The 18,412-nt window shown below is 39.2% G+C and carries 19 protein-coding genes and 2 pseudogenes; 13 read left to right on the top strand and 8 right to left on the bottom strand.

Annotated features, from left to right (window positions below):
- A pseudogene (locus ACH0QE_RS08030) lies at positions 1-237 on the top strand (VUT family protein); the annotation flags it as partial.
- 18 nt (positions 238-255) lie between these two features.
- On the opposite strand, the gene ACH0QE_RS08035 reads toward ACH0QE_RS08030, so the two are convergent.
- From ACH0QE_RS08035 to ACH0QE_RS08050, 4 genes are all read right to left on the bottom strand, one after another.
- Positions 256-978 (bottom strand): hypothetical protein, encoded by a 723-nt coding sequence (locus ACH0QE_RS08035; RefSeq protein WP_415800174.1) that lies wholly within the window; start codon positions 976-978, stop codon positions 256-258.
- Between the two features lie 54 nt (positions 979-1,032).
- Complete coding sequence (locus tag ACH0QE_RS08040; RefSeq protein WP_415800175.1) at positions 1,033-1,218, bottom strand: hypothetical protein; 186 nt, start codon at positions 1,216-1,218, stop codon at positions 1,033-1,035.
- 54 nt (positions 1,219-1,272) lie between these two features.
- A complete protein-coding gene (locus ACH0QE_RS08045; protein WP_415800176.1) occupies positions 1,273-2,199 on the bottom strand; it encodes a hypothetical protein in 927 nt (308 codons plus the stop codon).
- Positions 2,200-2,536: 337 nt separating this feature from the next.
- Positions 2,537-3,367 (bottom strand): SDR family oxidoreductase, encoded by an 831-nt coding sequence (locus ACH0QE_RS08050; RefSeq protein ID WP_415800177.1) that lies wholly within the window; start codon positions 3,365-3,367, stop codon positions 2,537-2,539.
- Between the two features lie 133 nt (positions 3,368-3,500).
- Here ACH0QE_RS08050 and ACH0QE_RS08055 point away from each other — a divergent pair, with 133 nt between their 5' ends.
- The 4 genes from ACH0QE_RS08055 (at position 3,501) to ACH0QE_RS08070 (ending at position 6,999) form a co-directional block, all read left to right on the top strand.
- On the top strand, positions 3,501-3,779 hold the full coding sequence (locus ACH0QE_RS08055) for a hypothetical protein (RefSeq protein WP_415800178.1): 279 nt from the start codon (positions 3,501-3,503) through the stop codon (positions 3,777-3,779).
- 328 nt (positions 3,780-4,107) lie between these two features.
- Entirely contained in the window at positions 4,108-5,142 is a 1,035-nt protein-coding gene (locus ACH0QE_RS08060) for a fatty acid desaturase (RefSeq protein WP_415800179.1), read from the top strand.
- A 121-nt stretch (positions 5,143-5,263) separates the two neighbouring features.
- Complete coding sequence (locus ACH0QE_RS08065) at positions 5,264-6,403, top strand: sensor histidine kinase (protein ID WP_415800180.1); 1,140 nt, start codon at positions 5,264-5,266, stop codon at positions 6,401-6,403.
- Positions 6,400-6,999 carry a response regulator gene (locus tag ACH0QE_RS08070; protein ID WP_415800181.1) on the top strand — a complete coding sequence of 200 codons (600 nt, stop codon included), beginning with the start codon at positions 6,400-6,402 and terminating at the stop codon, positions 6,997-6,999. The genes ACH0QE_RS08065 and ACH0QE_RS08070 overlap by 4 nt, the downstream gene beginning before the upstream one ends.
- Positions 7,000-7,026: 27 nt before the next feature.
- Here ACH0QE_RS08070 and ACH0QE_RS08075 read toward each other — a convergent pair whose 3' ends face one another.
- Both ACH0QE_RS08075 and ACH0QE_RS08080 read right to left on the bottom strand, forming a co-directional pair.
- Positions 7,027-7,401, bottom strand: a complete 375-nt coding sequence (locus ACH0QE_RS08075) for a nucleotide excision repair endonuclease (RefSeq protein WP_415800182.1) — start codon at positions 7,399-7,401, stop codon at positions 7,027-7,029.
- Between the two features lie 149 nt (positions 7,402-7,550).
- Positions 7,551-9,227, bottom strand: coding sequence for a M4 family metallopeptidase (locus ACH0QE_RS08080; protein WP_415800184.1), 1,677 nt, complete (start codon positions 9,225-9,227; stop codon positions 7,551-7,553).
- A 412-nt stretch (positions 9,228-9,639) separates the two neighbouring features.
- On the opposite strand from ACH0QE_RS08080, the gene ACH0QE_RS08085 reads away from it, so the two are divergent.
- The gene (locus tag ACH0QE_RS08085; RefSeq protein ID WP_415800186.1) at positions 9,640-11,214 is read left to right on the top strand and encodes a DEAD/DEAH box helicase; all 1,575 of its coding nucleotides are present in this window, start codon (positions 9,640-9,642) and stop codon (positions 11,212-11,214) included.
- 245 nt (positions 11,215-11,459) lie between these two features.
- Here ACH0QE_RS08085 and ACH0QE_RS08090 read toward each other — a convergent pair whose 3' ends face one another.
- Positions 11,460-11,579 carry a DUF4023 domain-containing protein gene (locus ACH0QE_RS08090; RefSeq protein ID WP_079509154.1) on the bottom strand — a complete coding sequence of 40 codons (120 nt, stop codon included), beginning with the start codon at positions 11,577-11,579 and terminating at the stop codon, positions 11,460-11,462.
- Between the two features lie 127 nt (positions 11,580-11,706).
- On the opposite strand from ACH0QE_RS08090, the gene ACH0QE_RS08095 reads away from it, so the two are divergent.
- Positions 11,707-12,270, top strand: coding sequence for a GNAT family N-acetyltransferase (locus tag ACH0QE_RS08095; RefSeq protein ID WP_415800187.1), 564 nt, complete (start codon positions 11,707-11,709; stop codon positions 12,268-12,270).
- Between the two features lie 6 nt (positions 12,271-12,276).
- Here the strand turns inward: ACH0QE_RS08095 and ACH0QE_RS08100 are convergent, their stop codons facing one another.
- Positions 12,277-12,816: a histidine phosphatase family protein gene (locus tag ACH0QE_RS08100; protein ID WP_415800189.1), complete on the bottom strand. Its 540-nt coding sequence runs from the start codon at positions 12,814-12,816 to the stop codon at positions 12,277-12,279.
- 124 nt (positions 12,817-12,940) lie between these two features.
- Here ACH0QE_RS08100 and ACH0QE_RS08105 point away from each other — a divergent pair, with 124 nt between their 5' ends.
- From ACH0QE_RS08105 to ACH0QE_RS08130, 6 genes and pseudogenes are all read left to right on the top strand, one after another.
- Positions 12,941-13,102, top strand: a complete 162-nt coding sequence (locus tag ACH0QE_RS08105) for a hypothetical protein (protein ID WP_415800195.1) — start codon at positions 12,941-12,943, stop codon at positions 13,100-13,102.
- A 134-nt stretch (positions 13,103-13,236) separates the two neighbouring features.
- The gene (locus ACH0QE_RS08110) at positions 13,237-14,244 is read left to right on the top strand and encodes a LacI family DNA-binding transcriptional regulator (RefSeq protein ID WP_415800190.1); all 1,008 of its coding nucleotides are present in this window, start codon (positions 13,237-13,239) and stop codon (positions 14,242-14,244) included.
- A gap of 47 nt (positions 14,245-14,291) precedes the next feature.
- A complete protein-coding gene (locus tag ACH0QE_RS08115; protein WP_415800191.1) occupies positions 14,292-15,974 on the top strand; it encodes a glycoside hydrolase family 13 protein in 1,683 nt (560 codons plus the stop codon).
- Positions 15,975-16,368: 394 nt separating this feature from the next.
- On the top strand, positions 16,369-16,944 hold the full coding sequence (locus ACH0QE_RS08120) for a DUF5662 family protein (RefSeq protein WP_415800193.1): 576 nt from the start codon (positions 16,369-16,371) through the stop codon (positions 16,942-16,944).
- Positions 16,945-16,987: 43 nt separating this feature from the next.
- On the top strand, positions 16,988-17,530 hold the full coding sequence (locus tag ACH0QE_RS08125; protein WP_415800194.1) for a DUF402 domain-containing protein: 543 nt from the start codon (positions 16,988-16,990) through the stop codon (positions 17,528-17,530).
- 152 nt (positions 17,531-17,682) lie between these two features.
- Positions 17,683-18,144 (top strand): annotated as a pseudogene (locus ACH0QE_RS08130) (NUDIX hydrolase).
- Positions 18,145-18,412: the final 268 nt, after the last annotated feature.

The following is an 18,412-nucleotide window of genomic DNA, read 5'->3' on the forward strand; positions in this document are numbered from 1 at the left end:
CTTAAGCTTCCAATGAGCTGGAGAGTATTCTATAGCGGATTAGTTGGCGGCCTGCTGGATTCAATCATATTTGTCGTGATTGGATTGAGTCCAATTGGGGCAAACTTCCTTCCATGGGAAGCCGTCCCTGCCGCGATTTTAGGCCAGATCATTGTAAAAACTGTAATCCAGGGAATTGGCGCAATGCTGCTTAACCCTATTAATAACATTTTCAATAATAAAGCGGTGACAAACTAGGATAAAAAGGTGCTCGATCTATCGATTGAGCACCTTTTGTTTGATTGGGATGAATTTTGCCGGAGTTATCGGATCCTCCACTGCTTTGATATCTTGTTTTTTTGTTCTGGAAAGGGATATGGCTGATTGTTCAGTTTGAACTTCCATATTAGCAATCATTTCATTTTTGATCACAATAACAAGGATGAAAATAACGAGCAGCAATCCCAACGAACTGAAGGCCACCCATGGAGCACTTTTAAGTGTCCAGAAGTTTTGTCCTGTGAGACCTGCAAGCTCATTGGTGATGGACTTTGGATAAGACGTATTATAAATCTTTTCTTCATGACGTCCACCGAGAAAAAGCCGAAATATGGCCAAACCCATCAATATTTGCAGGGTTTGTAATACCTGCTGGACGAACAACAGGATCAAATGCGGTTTAAAGTGTGGCAGGATCTGCACTCTTAAAATATGAAATTTACTTCCTCCTAACAAAGCTGAACTTGTCACATACGATTTCGTGCTGAGTTCCTCAACTAAATCTGTTGTGAAGAAAAAGACAGCGGGAAAACCAAGAAGGAATAAAACAATCAACTGGTATTCTATTTTAACCATAACGGGTATATCGTTAAAAGGAAATATGACAGAATCAATCAATATGACAGCGAACAGCAGTAAAGGGACATAATGAAAAGGCAGGAAAAATGCCTTAACAAATGCTTTAATGGCAGGTACCCAGGTTTCAGTGATTAAACCCAATATGGCGCCAATGGTTACTCTTGCTAGAGAAACAATAAATACGGCCGCAATGGTTTATTTTAGTCCATCTAAAACTAGAAGCAAATTATCCCGGGCATCACGGTCAGTACCCAAAAGATAGTCTTTACTGGGAGGATAAGGCGGATTTTCAAGGACGTATCCGTTTTCATCATATAGCTGGTCAAGCATCGACCGATAATCCCCAGGACCAATATAATCATAGAGAATACTGACAATCAATAAGGCCAGCAAGACAGCCAGGCTGATTTTGGTTTTTACGATATGTTGGTAATTTCATAACTGGAATTCTCCTCTTTTCCTGATCACAGTCTCTTTAACGATTAGGTTGATAACGTACTCAAGGATGATTACCGGGAGAATTAAAATTCCAATCCCATAGATTAGCGGCAATAAATGTTGTCCTCTGAAGACCTGTTCAATGATTTGGTTTGTAAGAGTAATATTGTAATGATACATATGTTCAACCAGGATCAAATTGGAAAGCATCATATAAAGGATGACCCGGAATTTAAGAGATAAAACAGGCAGGATATTCCGCAGCATGTAAACAGCATATAAATAAGATCTGGATAAGCCTTTGGAATATCCTAACTGGACGTAATGGGCCTGTTCTTCCTCTTCAAAACATTTGATTAAATATAAGCCAAAAAGGACTGCAGGCAAAAAAGATGTAACGATGACAGGAAAAGCGACGGGCTGTGAAGAACCAAATCCATACATTGGGAAAATTTTATAGTTAAATTCCTGCAACAGGAAGATATTCAGCATATTAATGATGAAAATGAACAAAAGATCTGGAAGTCCTTCAAAATAATCCAGAAATTGATGAAAACTTCTCCTTAACTTAATAGGTAATAAGATCACGAGGAATCCGATCATGCTTCCCAGCATAATGATCGCAATTAGTGAAATGCCAAGAACCTTATAGGAATTCATAAAACCATCCAAAACATTTGGGTTTTTGACATAATCTAAGACACTTTTAAAATTGAAATCCATTAATTGAGTGAAGATTGTTTGCAGTCGCAGCTGAACTCCATCAAAAGATAGCGCTAAATGTTCACCGGGCTTTCTATCAAAATTAAATATAGCAGTGAAAGAAAGCAGAAAGCTTATTCCAAGCAAGAAAGTTCCTATCAAGGCTAGGGTGTAAAGTGTTTTTACAAATGCATTTTTAAGTATCCATAATCCATTATTCATGACTATTCTCCTTCCAGACCTATTCTTGTGGTAAAAAAAACCTTTTTTGGTAAGAAGGTTTTAAAAAATGTTAGGTTGCACAATCTCTCCAGTATCGGAATGAAAACGGCAAAATAAAAAACTCTTTTCGTAAGAAAAGAGCGCAGTGGGGAGAGAAAAATTTGTATTTGTGTGGGGCTTTGAGGGCAGGATCGTACCCTTATGCAAAGTTCTCGATTCCTATAAGGGTACAATTAAGGTAGAAATGTATGGATCTTCAAAAGGGTACTTATAATTGCTAAGCACCTCCTTATGCAGAGCACATTCATTCAACATATGATTTTTTTCGCTGGGCGCATTATAACTTTAATTTTTTTAATACGATTCTTTCGATTGTTTTCCAAGAGAGATAGTTCTTTAATTGAAGCATGGTCTTGACTCCTTTTCCAATAGGGTACCTTAGGTTTGGTGTGCTTTCATTTGAAGCAATTGTCGCTGCAAGCCTGGCAACATCGAGTGGATCTCCATAAGAATCTTGCCCGGCTGTTAATGTTTTCATTATAGAATCCTTCAGCAATTCATATGGCGACCCATTGGGCAATGATACATTTTCGATGCTTTGCCAGATGTTTGTTTTGTAAGAACCCGGTTCGATAAGGATCACATCAATTCCAAAGGGTTTTAGCTCTAGCCTTAAACTTTCGCTGTATCCTTCAAGAGCATGTTTAGAAGAAACGTAGGGAGACAATCCGGGGAATCCAAATCTGCCGCTTATGCTGCTCATATTGATAATTTTACCCGATCCTTGCCTGCGCATTACAGGAAGGACAGCCTGTGTGACAGCAATAACGCCAAAAAAGTTCGTTTCAAATTGACTTCGATATTCATCCACTGTAAGTTCCTCAGAAAATCCACCCTGAGCATATCCCGCATTGTTGACGAGCACATTTACAGAAACAAGGGATTGCACAAACACTTTAAATTTCTCGATTGATTCTTGCATCGTAACATCCAATGGAAAAACCGTTATCTTATCTGTCACATTTTCAGCGGCTGCTAGTTTTAGCAGGTGTTCTTTTTTATTGAGGTTTCGCATTGTTGCGATCACCTGGAAACCTGATTTAGCCAATTCGATAGCGATTAGTTCACCAAACCCGCTCGAGGAGCCTGTTACAATGGCTGTTTTCAAATAATTCACCTTCTTAAATGTCTTTTTTACTATATTACATTTAAAAAATTATTTTGAACATGAACTAATGTATCTTTCTAGCATTCATGGAAAAAATCTAATACTGTGGATTTTCATGAAAAGGAGCATGCATATGACGAAGATAGAAGCAATCAAAATCCTGAATCTCATTGAAAAACTTTATCCGCTTGTAACATTTAAGAGTGAAACGATTATTATGTGGTTGGCCAAATGTGAGGCAATGGATTACAGCAAGGTGTTAAAAAAACTGGCCGTTCATATAAGGAGTAATCCCTATCCTCCCACAATACAGGAGATCTTAGGAAAATCTTGTAATCGAGGCATATATTTTGAGTGGTTGGAGGAATATTCAATTAGACCAGAAAAGACAAAAGATTTTGTGGCAAAATAGCTAAAATTTTTAGTGTGAAAACTAATTTTTGCGTTTGATATTGGATAAGTCGGGTAATTTTTCAGATGAAAATTAAGATTCATTAGTTAAAGGAGGTAATTGGCATTTAGAAAAATTTCTACCTTTTAACGTTGTATAAAAAAATATCAACAAATATTATTACCTGGTCATAGTAAAAAAACGTTGATAAATCAAGGTTTTTATGAAGAAGATTATCGAAACATGACATTTATCATGTGTCATATATGACACCTGCTACTGCACAGAATCATTTCCCTTATTTATAATTTGATTAACTAAGAAATCCGAAAGGGGAATTTATATCAAGATGGCAACTCACAATGCAAAAGAACTTAGAAAACAGGTCGCCCCTTATGAAAGCTCTAACATTAAAGATAGTATCATTCAAATAATCAATACGGTCATTCCATTTTTAGTTTTATGGTTCCTGGCCTACCAGAGCCTTGCGATTTCCTATTTGTTAACTCTTGGAATCGCTGTTCTTGCAGCTGGTTTCATGATCAGGATCTTCATTATCTTCCATGACTGTACGCACCATTCATTCTTCAAAAATCGTACAGCAAATAAAGTGGTTGGTACGCTCACTGGTGTTTTGACATTGTTCCCTTATAGCCAGTGGGGCCATGAACATTCTGTCCATCACGCAACAAGCAGCAACTTGGACAAGCGCGGGACAGGCGACATCTGGGTATTGACAGTTGACGAATATATGGATGCACCAATGTGGAAGAAGCTTGCATACAGAATGTACCGCAATCCATTTGTCATGTTTGTACTGGGACCGATTTATATCGTTTTGATCACAAACCGTTTCAATCGGAAAGGTGCAAGGATGAAGGAGCGCCTGAACACTTATTTAACGAATGTACTGATTTTCGGGATCTCTGGTCTTATGATTTGGGCAATTGGCTGGAAGGCATTCATCATGGTTGAAGGTCCAATCTTCTTCATTGCAGGAATGTTCGGCATCTGGCTATTTTATGTACAGCATACATTCGAAGATTCATATTTCGAAGCTGATAAGGATTGGGAATACGTGAGGGCTGCGGTTGAAGGAAGCTCTTATTATCAGCTGCCTAAAGTGCTCCAGTGGATTACGGGCAACATAGGCTACCACCATGTTCACCATTTAAGCCCGAGGGTTCCAAACTATAAGCTTGAAGAGGTCCACAAGAATACCAAGCCTTTGCAGAATGTGCCGACAGTAACACTTTCTACAAGCTTGACATCCTTGAAATTCCGTTTGTGGGATGAACGGAATAAGCAGTTTATCAGCTTTAAGGAAATGAAAGCATATAAGCAAAACAGCAAATTGACGGCTCGGACGAAGCCAGAACTTTAATCTCAGCTCCCCTTGAACCAGGATGCATTTCTCCTGGAATAAGGGGAGTAATTTTTTGTAAGCTGACAAATTTTTCTTATGTTAAAATAAAATCAGTTAGATAAAAAGCAGAGGTTCTGATATGATCAAAAAGTTTTTCAATTCACTTAGAAGCACGGGGATTTCACCTTACATATGGACCATCCTTGGAATATTGCCTTTTTATTTCATATGGCAGCTGCCAACAACGATTGGCAAAGTGGTCGGCATCATTCTGACTCTTTTGTTTTTTCTTGTATATTGGGTTGCCTTTGTCTCAAAAGGCTGGACGGTATACTTATGGACTTGCATTTTAATAGGTATTTCCATAGCTTCAGCAAGTTTGTTCAGTTATGTATATTTCGCTTTTTTCATCGCATATTTTATAGGAAATATCAAAGACCGGCTGCCATTCCTTGTTCTATATTTCATCCATCTTGTGGGGACCTCGATTGTCATTAACTTTGAAATTGTCCTTAAAGAGGAATTCTTCATAAGACAGCTGCCTATCATCGTGATTGTTTGGATCGGTGTCATACTCCTCCCGTTCAGTATCCATAACAGAAATGAACGAGGAGAACTAGAAGAGAAGCTGGAGGATGCGAACAAGCGGATTTCAGATCTGGTTAAGATAGAGGAGCGACAGAGGATTGCCCGTGATTTACATGATACTCTCGGTCAAAAACTTTCCCTGATAGGACTCAAAAGTGACTTAGCACGGAAATTAATCAATAAAGATCCCGAACTGGCAAAAGAAGAATTGAAGGATGTCCAGCAGACGGCGAGAACCGCACTGAATGAAGTAAGAAAAATGGTTGCTGAAATGAGGGGGATTCGGGTCCGCGACGAATTGGTACATGTCAGCCAAATGTTAAAAGCTGCTGAGATCAAGTTTATCGGGGATGAAGAGGAATTCAATCTCAACAATGTATCCTTACTGTCAGAGAATATCCTGAGCATGTGTTTAAAGGAAGCAGTAACGAACGTAGTAAAGCATAGTAAAGCATCAACTTGCAGCATTTCCATAAAGCAAACAGAGAAGGAACTGGTTGCAGAAGTAAGCGATAATGGGATCGGGAATATAACAGATGAGGACTTATATAAAGGCAGTGGACTTCATGGCATGAGAGAACGTCTCGAGTTCGTGAATGGCACCCTCGATATATTTTCCAAGGACGGTACGACGCTGTTGATCACGATACCTAAAGTATTAAAACAAACTGGCAGGGGGGACCTGATATGATTCGGATTGTGATTGCTGAGGACCAGCGCATGCTTTTGGGGGCATTAGGCTCCCTGTTGAGTCTTGAGGATGATATGGAAGTCGTGGGAAAGGCGAGCAATGGAGAGGAAGCTGTTGCACTTGCGAAAGAGCTTGAGCCGGACGTCTGCGTTATGGATATTGAAATGCCTGGAAAAACCGGACTGGAAGCAGCGGAAGAAATGAAAGGGCTAGGTTGCAAAGTGATTATTTTAACTACATTTGCGCGTTCAGGATATTTTCAGCGAGCGCTGAAAGCTGGTGTTAGCGGGTATTTGTTGAAGGATAGTCCTTCTGAGGAGCTAGCAAGTTCGATTCGCAGCGTAATGGGGGGAAGGCGTGTTTACGCACCCGAACTCATGGACGATGTATATAGTGAAGAAAATCCGCTGACCGACAGGGAAATGGAAGTGCTTGAACTTGTCGCTGATGGGAAAAACACGAAGGAAATCGCAGGACAACTTAGTATTACGACAGGAACCGTCCGAAATTATATTTCAACGATCTTGGATAAACTTCAAGTTACCAACAGGATAGAAGCAATCACTCAATCAAAGGAAAAAGGGTGGTTTAAGTAGTAAGAAGAGCCTGAAGTCAGGCTCTTCTTATTTATAAAATACCTTATCAATATTATACTTAGCTTTAAGTACGTTGATTGCATAGGTTTCATAGATTTCTCTGTCTATTGGATCTACTACGGTAATGACAGCGATCTTGTTGACTTCATGACGATGGTTTTTAATAGGGGAAACATTATCCTCGAAATGTTTTTTAACGCGAGGTCTAAGTTTACGCGCTTTCCCTACGAACATCAATTCATCATCAGCGTTGAAAAACATGATGATTCCGCCTTTATCCCTTGGAATTCTGTGGTAATCAGTAAAACCAAATTCACTGCTGATGACCGCTTCAACCTTTTCTCCTAATTGCTTGCTTCGTGTAATGACTACGTCTGGTGCTGGTAGTTCAATCTTAATCACTTATAATCACTTCCTATTCTTCAATTAGTAAATCGTACCACAGGCAAAAGTGAAAATCCACATATTATTATTTTACCCAATCAGAAAGAGCCTGACCCATTATGCGGCAGAAATACCGCATAGGGCAGGCTCAGTTACATATCTGTTGTTTATTCAGTTATGCCAACACCATCAAGTCCAGCCTGAGTTGCAATATATTCGGCGCTGTCAGCTCCATACAGGTCATCAGCTGACTGGAGGAGGGCATTCCGAGCATCGCTGAAGTTAGAATCCGGAGTCAAGTACACAGTAAGAGCACGGTAATAAATTTGTCCAAGCTTGTGCTTGCCAATTTGCTCGCCTGTTAAATAGGCTGCTTGATTAATGATTGAAGAGTTAATGTGGACTCCGCCATTATCAAGATTCCATGGAAGGTCATAGTACTCATCCATATGTTTTGGATACATTCCTTCGCCATTTCCATATGGTACATAAGCAGTTCCTACAGGGAACCTGCTTGGGTCACTCAAGCTTCTTAAAGCATCGCGTCCACCTTCAACAGCACTTTCCCCCATGATATCTTCACCAAGCTCCCAATCATCCTCATCAATCAGGGCACCAAAAATATCCGAAAATGCTTCATTCAGTGCCCCAGACTGGAAACGGTATTTTAGATTGGAAGAAGTATTCGTCACCCCGTGTGTCATTTCGTGGGCAACGACATCCAGGCCAGCGGAAAGGGAAATCATGAACTCGCCATCCCCGTCGCCATACGTCATTTGAGAGCCGTTCCAGAATGCGTTATTGTACTTGTCTCCGTAATGAACTGTCGAAACGATTGCCATTCCATTCCCATCAATTGAATTGCGTCCATGCTCGTTCAGGAAGTAATTGTATACCTTTTCAGAATTATAATGTGCATCTACACCAGCACGTTCGTAGTCACTTGTCCAGGCTGCATCCTTAGAAGCGAAAAGGTCACCCGGAAGCCTTGTTGAGCTTGAACGCCATTGGTTTTTGAAATCATAGGTGAAAATACCTTCCGCATTCTCAAGAGAACTGTCATAAAGGTAGAAGGTGGACCCTTGTTTTGAACCCGCTTCGTTTTGATGAGAAATATTTAAAACACGATGGTCACCTTTCACTCCCAGGCCAGATCCTTTCGAGGCGGAATATTCTCCTGCGTGCATAAGGGCGTTATACTTGTCCACTACATTGCCAGTTTTAGCATCTACATAAACAAACCAGTTTCCTGGATGCTCTCCTAAGAAATTCACATTCACTTTATAAGCCAAATATTCTTCATCATTAAAAGGATAAAAAACTAATTCTGTCTCAGGTTCAGTTTCGAGATGGCCAGGTGCCGACACTGAATCTTTTGCCAGTTCAAGAGCGTTCTCAGCTGAGATAAAAGGTTGAATTTTGATATCTTTACCTGCAACAGAATTGTTATATTGACCATTAACCGATTTAACAGAACCATCTTGATTATAGTGTACAACCATCTCTGCACCTTCGACAGGCACTCCATTAATTGTTTGCTGCAGTCTCACGTGTTTCATACCCAGTTTATCCATTTCCTCACTTTTAACTTTGAGGCTTTGACCGGGATTTATCAGTTTAAGCTGAGATTTATTTTCTTCCACAAACTCTACAGGCTCTAATTTTGCTCCTTTGTCTGCTTTCATGTAAACAGATGGATTTTGCTGTTTTACAGATAGACCTTTTTGTAAAATGGTGCTTGAAACATGATCTGGTTGGACAGCCTTAGCCGGGGAACCGATCAATGGACTTAACATTAACGCTGTTGATAATAACATAGGGATTACTAATTTTTTCTTTTCCATCTTACACACCCCTGTTTCACTGATATTCCCTGCCATGACTAAACTAGTACTATTAGCATTTTTATGTATGTGGGAGGGTAAGAGATAGTGTAATAGAGAAAACAATAAAAGTTAATAGAAAAGTCCGATGATTCCGAAAATTGAATACAAAGGAGTGTTTGGTTTAGATATTTCGCGTGACGAAAGATGTGTTTTCCAAAAAAGTTACAATTATTCCTTCCTAATATTGGAACACACCGCTAATGAATAGCAATGTGCTATACATGTTTTATATTGAGCATATTTTTCGCCAAGTAATAACAAGCAATCCTGAAAATATGAAAAGCAAAACTTGATATTTTCTTGCCCAAAAAGCAATAATGAGAAGGATGGTTGGTATAATCCAACCTATTAAAGAAAGCAGGGATTGAAATTGAACCACTTTAAATCTTTAGGTATTTCAGAACAGCTTGCAGAAACACTAAACCAACAGGGCATTACCGAGCCTACAACAATTCAAACGAAAGCAATACCGTTATTGCTCAATGGCAAGGATGTCATTGCGCAGTCACAGACGGGTACAGGGAAAACCTTTGCTTTCGTGCTGCCGATCCTGGAGAAAATCGATATCGAGAAATCACATATACAGGCATTGATTGTTACACCTACAAGAGAGCTTGCATTGCAGATTACTCATGAAGTTAAAAAACTACTTGAGGGAAAAGATGGAATAAATGTTCTTGCTGTATATGGAGGGCAGGATGTCGAATCACAGCTAAAAAAGCTTAAGAAAAACATCCATATTGTCATCGGAACTCCCGGAAGATTGCTTGACCATATCCGAAGGGAAACAGTCGATTTTTCCAAAGCAGCTTTTCTTGTACTTGATGAAGCAGATCAAATGCTTCATATCGGTTTCTTGAATGAGGTTGAAGAAATAATCAAGCAGACACCAAAAACAAGGCAAACCTTACTCTTTTCTGCGACCATGCCGGATGAGATCAAAAGATTGGCTAAACAACATATGTACAAGCCTGAATACATACAAGTTGAGAAAACCCAGGCTCCGCTAGAAAACATCAAACAAATTGCCATTAGCACAACCGACAGGGCAAAACAAAATGATTTAATTGAATCACTTAGATTGTATCAGCCGTTTTTAGGTGTGATTTTTTGCAGGACGAAAAGAAGGGTAAGCAAGCTGAATGATGCTTTGAAAGCAAATCATATTAATTGTGATGAACTGCATGGAGATCTTTCACAGGCAAAAAGGGAACAGGTCATGAAAAAGTTCCGTGAAGCAAAAATTCAATATCTGATTGCTACCGATGTGGCGGCAAGGGGGCTAGATGTTGAAGGCGTCACACATGTTTTCAATTATGACATCCCTCTGGATACAGAAAGCTATATCCATCGAATCGGCCGTACGGGCAGGGCAGGAAATGAAGGGCTCGCCTTAACGTTTTATTCGCCAAAAGATAGATCTTTGTTGGATCAGATTGAAACAGAGCTCAATATTAGAATCGAAAAGAAAAACATGGGGAACGCAAAAAGAGGTGAATCCCCAACGGATGATTACCGTGCCAGCAATAAAAGCAAACAGAGATCTGATGGTTACAAGGGAAAGAATACCAGATCGAGAAGACGAGACGATACGAAACCTGAAAGAGACCACCGGGGCGAAAAAATAGGAAAAGAAACGTTTTCACGAAGGCGAGCTGAAGATAAACGTGAAGATCGGCACGATGGTCAAGGACGTAGAGATCGGGAACAAACATCTTCAAGGCGCGAACGACGAAGCTACCTAGAGGGACAGCAATTAAGTTCCACTCGTTCAGGTGGAAGAGGAATGGAACAGCCTTCAACCGGTGTACGTGACGAAAGAACAAGAAGAATTACCGCAGATAAACCTAATCAGGAAAGACCGGGCAGAGAGAGACGGAACTCCAGCTCACCTGGAGGACGAATAACAAAAAGTAGCAGCACAAGAAACCGCAGGAGCAGATAGCATACACTAAAATAGACCGCAGATATGCGGTCTATTTTAGTGTTCAAGTAGCGCTTGTCGGGGCTGACCAAGGCGCTTGCGCTTTCAATTTAAAGATTTTTTGTCTTTTTGAACTAAGATTAGTGTCTAGCTCCAGCGCCTAGCCCCTCGAGTCGTTTCGGTCCTGCCAATGAAGTCAAAGAACGACTTCACTGTCAGGCCCTCCAACGCTTGTCGGGGCTGACCAAGGCGCTCACGCTTTTATATTAATGTTGTTTATTTGGGAGCTTGTCGCTTGGATTTTCTTTTCCTTGCCTCTTTCTATTTTGTTCGTCTTTCCTCTGCTTATCATGAAGCTTCTGAACATATTCGTGGGTATTCTCCATTATAGTACCTCCTGTTATAAATGACTCGTCGTTACTTTTTCCATTACCGATTCAATTCATTCATGTTATTTATACACCGTTAGAGTAAAGTAATGATTATATTCAACAATGTCTGGAGTGACTAAAATTGCGAATTGAAGATATTTATGAAAATCTGCCGCAGCTAGAAACAGAGCGACTGATTTTAAGGAAAATAAGTTTGGAGGATATTGATGATATACATATTTATGCTTCCAACCCTGAGGTATCAAAATATGTATTCTGGGAAGCGCATGAAACAAGAGCGGCGACTGAGGAATATGTGAAAAGCATTTTTTCTTTATATAAAGAAGGGAAAATTGCTCCGTGGGGCATCCACTATAAAGAGGACAACAAACTTATTGGGACCGTTGACTTTGTTTCCTGGCAGCCACAACATAAGACTGCAGAAATCGGTTACGCGCTCTCCAAGGACTACTGGGGGAGAGGAATCGCTACGGAAGCAGCCAAAGAGCTGATAAGATTCGGAATGAATGAAATGGAATTAGTAAGGATTCAGGCAAAAGCGCTTGTTGCAAACAAAGGTTCAGAGCGTGTTATGGAAAAAGCCGGAATGAACTTTGAAGGCATCTTAAGAAAATTCATCTTCATCAAAGGTGCCCATTATGACGTAAAAATGTATTCAATACTAAGAGAAGACGCTTCAATCTGAGCGCCTTTAGTTATTTTTTTCAAAAATATATACTTTAGCATTTTCAGGTCTGTTAAATTTTGGGCCTGAAAATCCTCTCTTGAGCAACTCCTTCCTCATGAACATCATAATTCCCCCGTGGCCGACAATCAAAATATCTTCACCCTGAACTAATGCCTCATCCAAAACTCTGTTTATGCGTGAAAGGACTTCTTTTTTACTTTCCTTTTGTGATTTGTGGCCCAAGAACCAGGCAAGCCTAATTAAAGTAACGTGAAGCCAAAGAGGCAGGCGCATTTCAGTATGGATGACAGGGTAAAGCGACATCTCCCGCAGGTCCTCCAAAAAAGTAATATTTCCATCAAAAGCCCTGGACGCAGTAATTTTCGCTCTCTCTAAATCACTTGAGTAACATTTGCTCCACTTATGTCCTTGATGATCGATATTAACCTCCTCGATATTGGACTCATTATACTCCTGCTGCCAAGTAAGAAGCTCCTGGGAGGTGACGAGCTTACTTGGATAACCTAATGTCACTTTAAAATGACGTATCAATCCTATTTTCATTGTAATCACCCTTACCAATGTATTTATTAATTAATTCACCAGATGTCCCCAAAATACCTTTAAGGATTATCTGGTGTAAGTTATACAGAAAAGAGGAACCTTAAAGAAACAGGAGGTGTCTACATTGCCAAGAGGAAAAGAACTTGAACAGTTGCCAATGGCTAATACGTTGCCTGGTATGGGTGGAGATCGCAGTAAGTTTGACCGAGATGTATTAACCGGGATTACTAATGATGAAAGACCGATGCCCGCAAAAGTGAACGAAGAAAATCAAAGTAAAAACTAAAGTTAACTTGAAGGTTTCGGCCTTCAAGTTTTTCTTTAAAATAGACTTTCTTCGAAACAAGGTTGATATTAAACTAAATCCATAATATTATTAAATTGGAAACGTAAACGTTTACGTAAAGGGTTTGGTAGTTAATGAGTTATACAATAAAAGACGTAGCAAAACATGCAAATGTCTCGATTGCCACTGTATCAAGGGTCCTCAATGGTCAGGGTGGGTATTCAAAAGCAACAGAAGAAAAAGTTCATCTTGCGATAGAAGAGCTAGGCTATCAGCCAAACGCATTTGCCCGCGGTTTAATTAATAAAAAATCCAATTCAATAGGAATCCTGTTTCCGGAGGTATCGAGCCAGTTTTCTTCAAAGATTCTACGAGGTGTTGAAGAAGCAGCACATTGTCTCGATTCGAGTGTGATTGTCTGCAATACGGCTTCACATGGACAGAGAACGATGAAGTATTTACAGCTTTTAACCGAAAAAAGGGTGGACGGTATCCTGTTTGTTAGTGAAATGCTAACTGAAGAGTATTATAAAAAGCTTGTATCCATGCAGATACCGGTTGTCCTTATCTCGACCGAATCTTACCAATATCCTTTACCTTACGTCAAAGTTGATGATAAGCATGCAGCTTTCACCGCAACTGATTATTTGGTGAAAATGGGGCATAGTAAAATCGGAATGATCAGTGGGAATAAAGATGACATAATAGCTGGACAGCCGCGAACAGACGGCTATAAGCAAGCGTTAGCTCAAAGTGGACTAACCATAAAAGATGAAAATATAATCCATTCAAAAGGATTTTCTTTTAATGATGGGTTTACTGGTTTGCCGAAACTGCTTGAACAATCCCCGGATTTGACAGCTGTTTTTGCCGCCAGTGATGCATTAGCCCTGGGAGCGATATCTGCTGCTTATAAGCTTGGCATTAAAATACCGGATCACCTTTCAATAATCGGCTATGATAATCTGCCGATTGCCGAGATGGCAATTCCGCCGCTTACAACAGTAGCTCAGCCCTTGGAAGAAATGGGTACTGTTGCAGCAGAAATGCTTTTTACGATGATGAATCAATGTAGACGAGTTGAAAGCAGGATTATGTCTCACTCTGTTATTGAACGGGAAAGTGTGAAAAAATTAAACTGACATGATGCGTAAACGTTTACTAAAGAAATTAGTTTGGAGTGGTTTTTTTGAAAAAGCATTGGTGGAAGGAATCAGTCATTTATCAAATATACCCGCGAAGCTTCATGGATTCCAATGGAGATGGAATCGGCGATATCCCTGGAATTATCTCAAAGCTTGACTATTTAAAAGAGCTGGGAGTAGATGTTATTTGGCTTTCACCTGTATACAAATCTCCTAATGATGATAATGGATATGATATCAGTGATTATCGTGAAATTATGGATGATTTCGGAACGATGGCAGACTGGGAGCTACTTTTAAAAGAAATGCATGACAGAGGACTGAAGCTAATCATGGACCTTGTCGTTAACCATAGCTCTGACGAACACCAGTGGTTTGTTGAGTCTAGAAAATCTAAAGATAATCCATATCGTGACTATTATATTTGGAGACCTGGCAAGGATGGAAAAGAACCGAATAACTGGCAGTCAACTTTCAGCGGTTCCGCCTGGCAGTTCGATGAAAATACCGGGGAGTACTATCTGCATATTTTCAGTAAAAAACAACCGGATTTAAATTGGGAAAACCCTAAACTTCGCCAGGAAGTGTATGACATGATGAAATTCTGGCTGGACAAAGGTATAGATGGGTTCAGGATGGATGTCATCAATTTCATTTCGAAAGTAGATGGCTTTCCCGATGCCCCAAATCCTGAAGGGAAAAAATATGTTTCTGGAAGCAGATACTTTATGAATGGTCCTAAAATTCATGATTACCTGCAGGAAATGCATAGGGAAGCTATTGGTCAATATGATGTAATGACAGTAGGTGAAATGCCTGGTGCCAGTGTAGAAGAAGCTAAGCTTTACACCGATGAAACCAGAAATGAATTAAATATGGTATTCCAGTTCGAGCACGTGGACCTAGATTCAGGCCCGGGCGGGAAATGGGACCTTAAACCTCTTAAGCTAACCGATTTAAAAAACAACTTCACAAAATGGCAAAAGGGTCTCGAGGATATTGGCTGGAATAGCCTTTACCTTAATAATCATGACCAACCAAGGATGGTATCACGATTCGGTGACGATAAGGAATACCGTGTGGAGTCGGCCAAAATGCTTGGAACTTTCCTTCATATGCTGAAAGGAACTCCTTATATTTATCAAGGGGAAGAAATCGGGATGACAAATGTACGATTTGATTCCATCGAAGATTACAAAGATATTGAAACCCTTAATATGTACAACGAGAAAGTGAATCAAAATGGGGAAGATCCTGCTAAGGTGATGGAGTCAATCTATGTAAAAGGACGCGATAATGCCCGTACTCCTTTCCAATGGGACGACAGCGAGCATGGAGGTTTTACGACTGGTACCCCATGGCTTCAGGTAAATCCAAACTATACAGCAATTAATGCCAAGCAGGCAGTGGAAGATGAAAGTTCGATTTACCACTATTACCGAAAGCTAATCCAGCTTCGCAAAGAGCACCCGGTCATAGTCCATGGAAGATATGACATCCTGGTTCCCGAGGATGAGAGTATTTATGTTTATACAAGAACCCTGGAATCAAAAAAACTACTAGTCTTATTGAATTTCACTAATCAGGATCAGAGCTTTGATGTTCCTGCTGAACTGCAAGGCAAGAAAATTGAAATATTGATTTCAAATTACGAAGCGAGCGAAAACTACGGATCAGCAATCTCCTTAAGGCCGTATGAAGCAATTGTATACCTGATCCAGGATTAAACCTTGAAAAAGGCTGCTATTTTGCTAACGGGTTCGGTTTTCGAGTACAAAAACTAAATTCGCAAACAAATTAGCAGTCCAATTCGCAACTGAATTGGACTGCTTCTTTTTGTTGATAGTTCAAGGTTTTATATGACTTTATGGGTGTTTTAGCACCCGAATTCGCACCCCTTTTAGCAAGGTGACAAAAATTATTGTCAGCGTGCTAATTCGTATACGAATTACTATGCGAATTGGCGCGTTAAAAATGGTAAGCAGGATTTTGGATATATATGTTAAAATAAAAGAAGGGCTTATTTAACTAACGGAGCAGGTTAGTTGAACAAGGATTTTACTATATAGACAGATTGAAATCTCGGTGTTAAGTAAAAAGGGCATAATTCGTTAAGGATTAATGTCCTTTTTTGTTGAAATAAAAGCAGGAATTTTAAGCTCACGAGAAGAATATGAACTAACAATTATTGGATATGTGGAGGATTTTATGTGGAAGGCTTGTTGGAGGAATTTAGTATACATACTGGACCATAAATTGAATGTTTTAGTTGAATGCTGGAAGGAAGGTTTATACATCCAAGGGATTACCCACGATCTTTCCAAATTTTCACCAAAGGAATTTTTTCCATATGCTAAAAAATTTTTTTCTAATGAGGAACTCAGTCCTCTTGAGGATATGAAATGGAAGTATGCGTGGCTAAATCATCAACATAAAAATAAACACCATTGGGAGTATTGGGTTGTTGATCCGAAGAATAAACTAGCCTTGCCGATGCCCAGAAAATATCTGGTTGAAATGGTTTGTGATTGGCGTTCGCTTTCAAGAAAATGGGGGAGAAAGGTAAAAATATCGAACTTGGATCTTACAGAAAAGATAATACTGCATCCGGATACAAAAACAGAACTTGAAAAGATTATGAGAAATAAAAAGGCAGCTGAGAGCAAAGACAATGTTTTATACAAGAAGATAACATAGCAAACTCTGATAATGCGTCTTGTAAAACTTTAGGGGGAAGAGAATGATTAAGAGAAGATATGGAGAGCGAAAAGATTGGAAACGAGTATTGCAAAGAAGGTATGTTCAGACGTTCCTTACTACAAATGACTTTAGAGGTTACATAACTTTGTTACATACATTAAAAGTATCTAATCCTTTATATACGAGATACGGCGAGAAAGATATTTGTATTGTTGATAATGGTTATATGTGGCTTCAACAATTTCCTTGTGATAAAAACCATTGTGTAACTACAATGTTCGATAGTAGTGGTAACGTAGTTCAATGGTATATAGATATTTGTCTTCACAATGGAGTGGAAAATGATATTCCTTTTTGGGATGATTTATTTTTGGATATCGTTGTGTTACCAACTGGAGAGTTAATTTTAAAAGATGAGGATGAACTGGAAGATGCGTTATTAAGAGGTATCATTGATAAATATCAATATAATTTGGCGTTGAACGAAGTGGAAAACCTTAAAAGCTTAATAGACAAAGGAAATTTCAGCTTGATTAAACTGACAAACACGCATAAAGAAATCTTGAGTAATATGCTGAAGTAGAGCAAGCAACTAATCTGGGAAAGAAACCAAAATTAGAGTAATATGGCATTTTCTTATAGAACAGGGGCGGCAATGTTTCACAACAGATAATAAACAAGTAAAAACGTCGTAGCACGAGAAACTATTGATAATAAGATTTTAGGGGAATTAATATGCACACTACACCGAAACATATTATTGCAGTTTCTGCTTATGTTACAAATGAAAATGAAGAAGCTTTATTAGTCAAAACTCATTGGAGAAAAGATACTTGGGAACCTCCAGGAGGTCAGGTAGAAGAAGGAGAACCTCTTGATAAAGCTGTCTGTAGAGAAGTATTAGAGGAAACAGGTATAGTTATCTCACCTATTGGAATTACAGGAGTATATTATAATGCCACAAAAAATTTATTATCAGTGGTGTTTAAGGCGAAATATGTTAGCGGAGAAATAAAAATTCAACCCGAAGAAATTAATGAAGCAAAATTCGTTAAACTTACTGAAGAAAATATAGATAATTAGATAACTCGTCCGCATATGAAATCTCGTACACTTGATTCTATAAAAGCAATCAACTTTATCCCTTATGAAACTTGGGAAGTAAATCCTTATAAACTGATTGGTAGGCTAACCTAATTATGCAAACGGGAGGTTATCATCCAGCTTAAAGCTCTTTTTACAGAATGTGCTCATTAAACATAAGAGGCAGTAAAGTTTAATAAGCAAATAGAAAATTTGTGAAACATTTATTCGATAAATCCGTATGCTTATTAAGGTCTTATAAAGTGGGGGTGTCATTTTGGAAACCAATGTCCAAACGTCTCAAAACATTGAAATTGTCACAAAAAAGGAAATAACCATAAGAAAGGTTCTTAATATATACGGGGTATTCGCTGTTATAGGA

This window comes from Mesobacillus sp. (assembly GCF_047739415.1).
In the GTDB taxonomy this organism is placed as follows: Bacteria; Bacillota; Bacilli; order Bacillales; family Cytobacillaceae; genus Mesobacillus.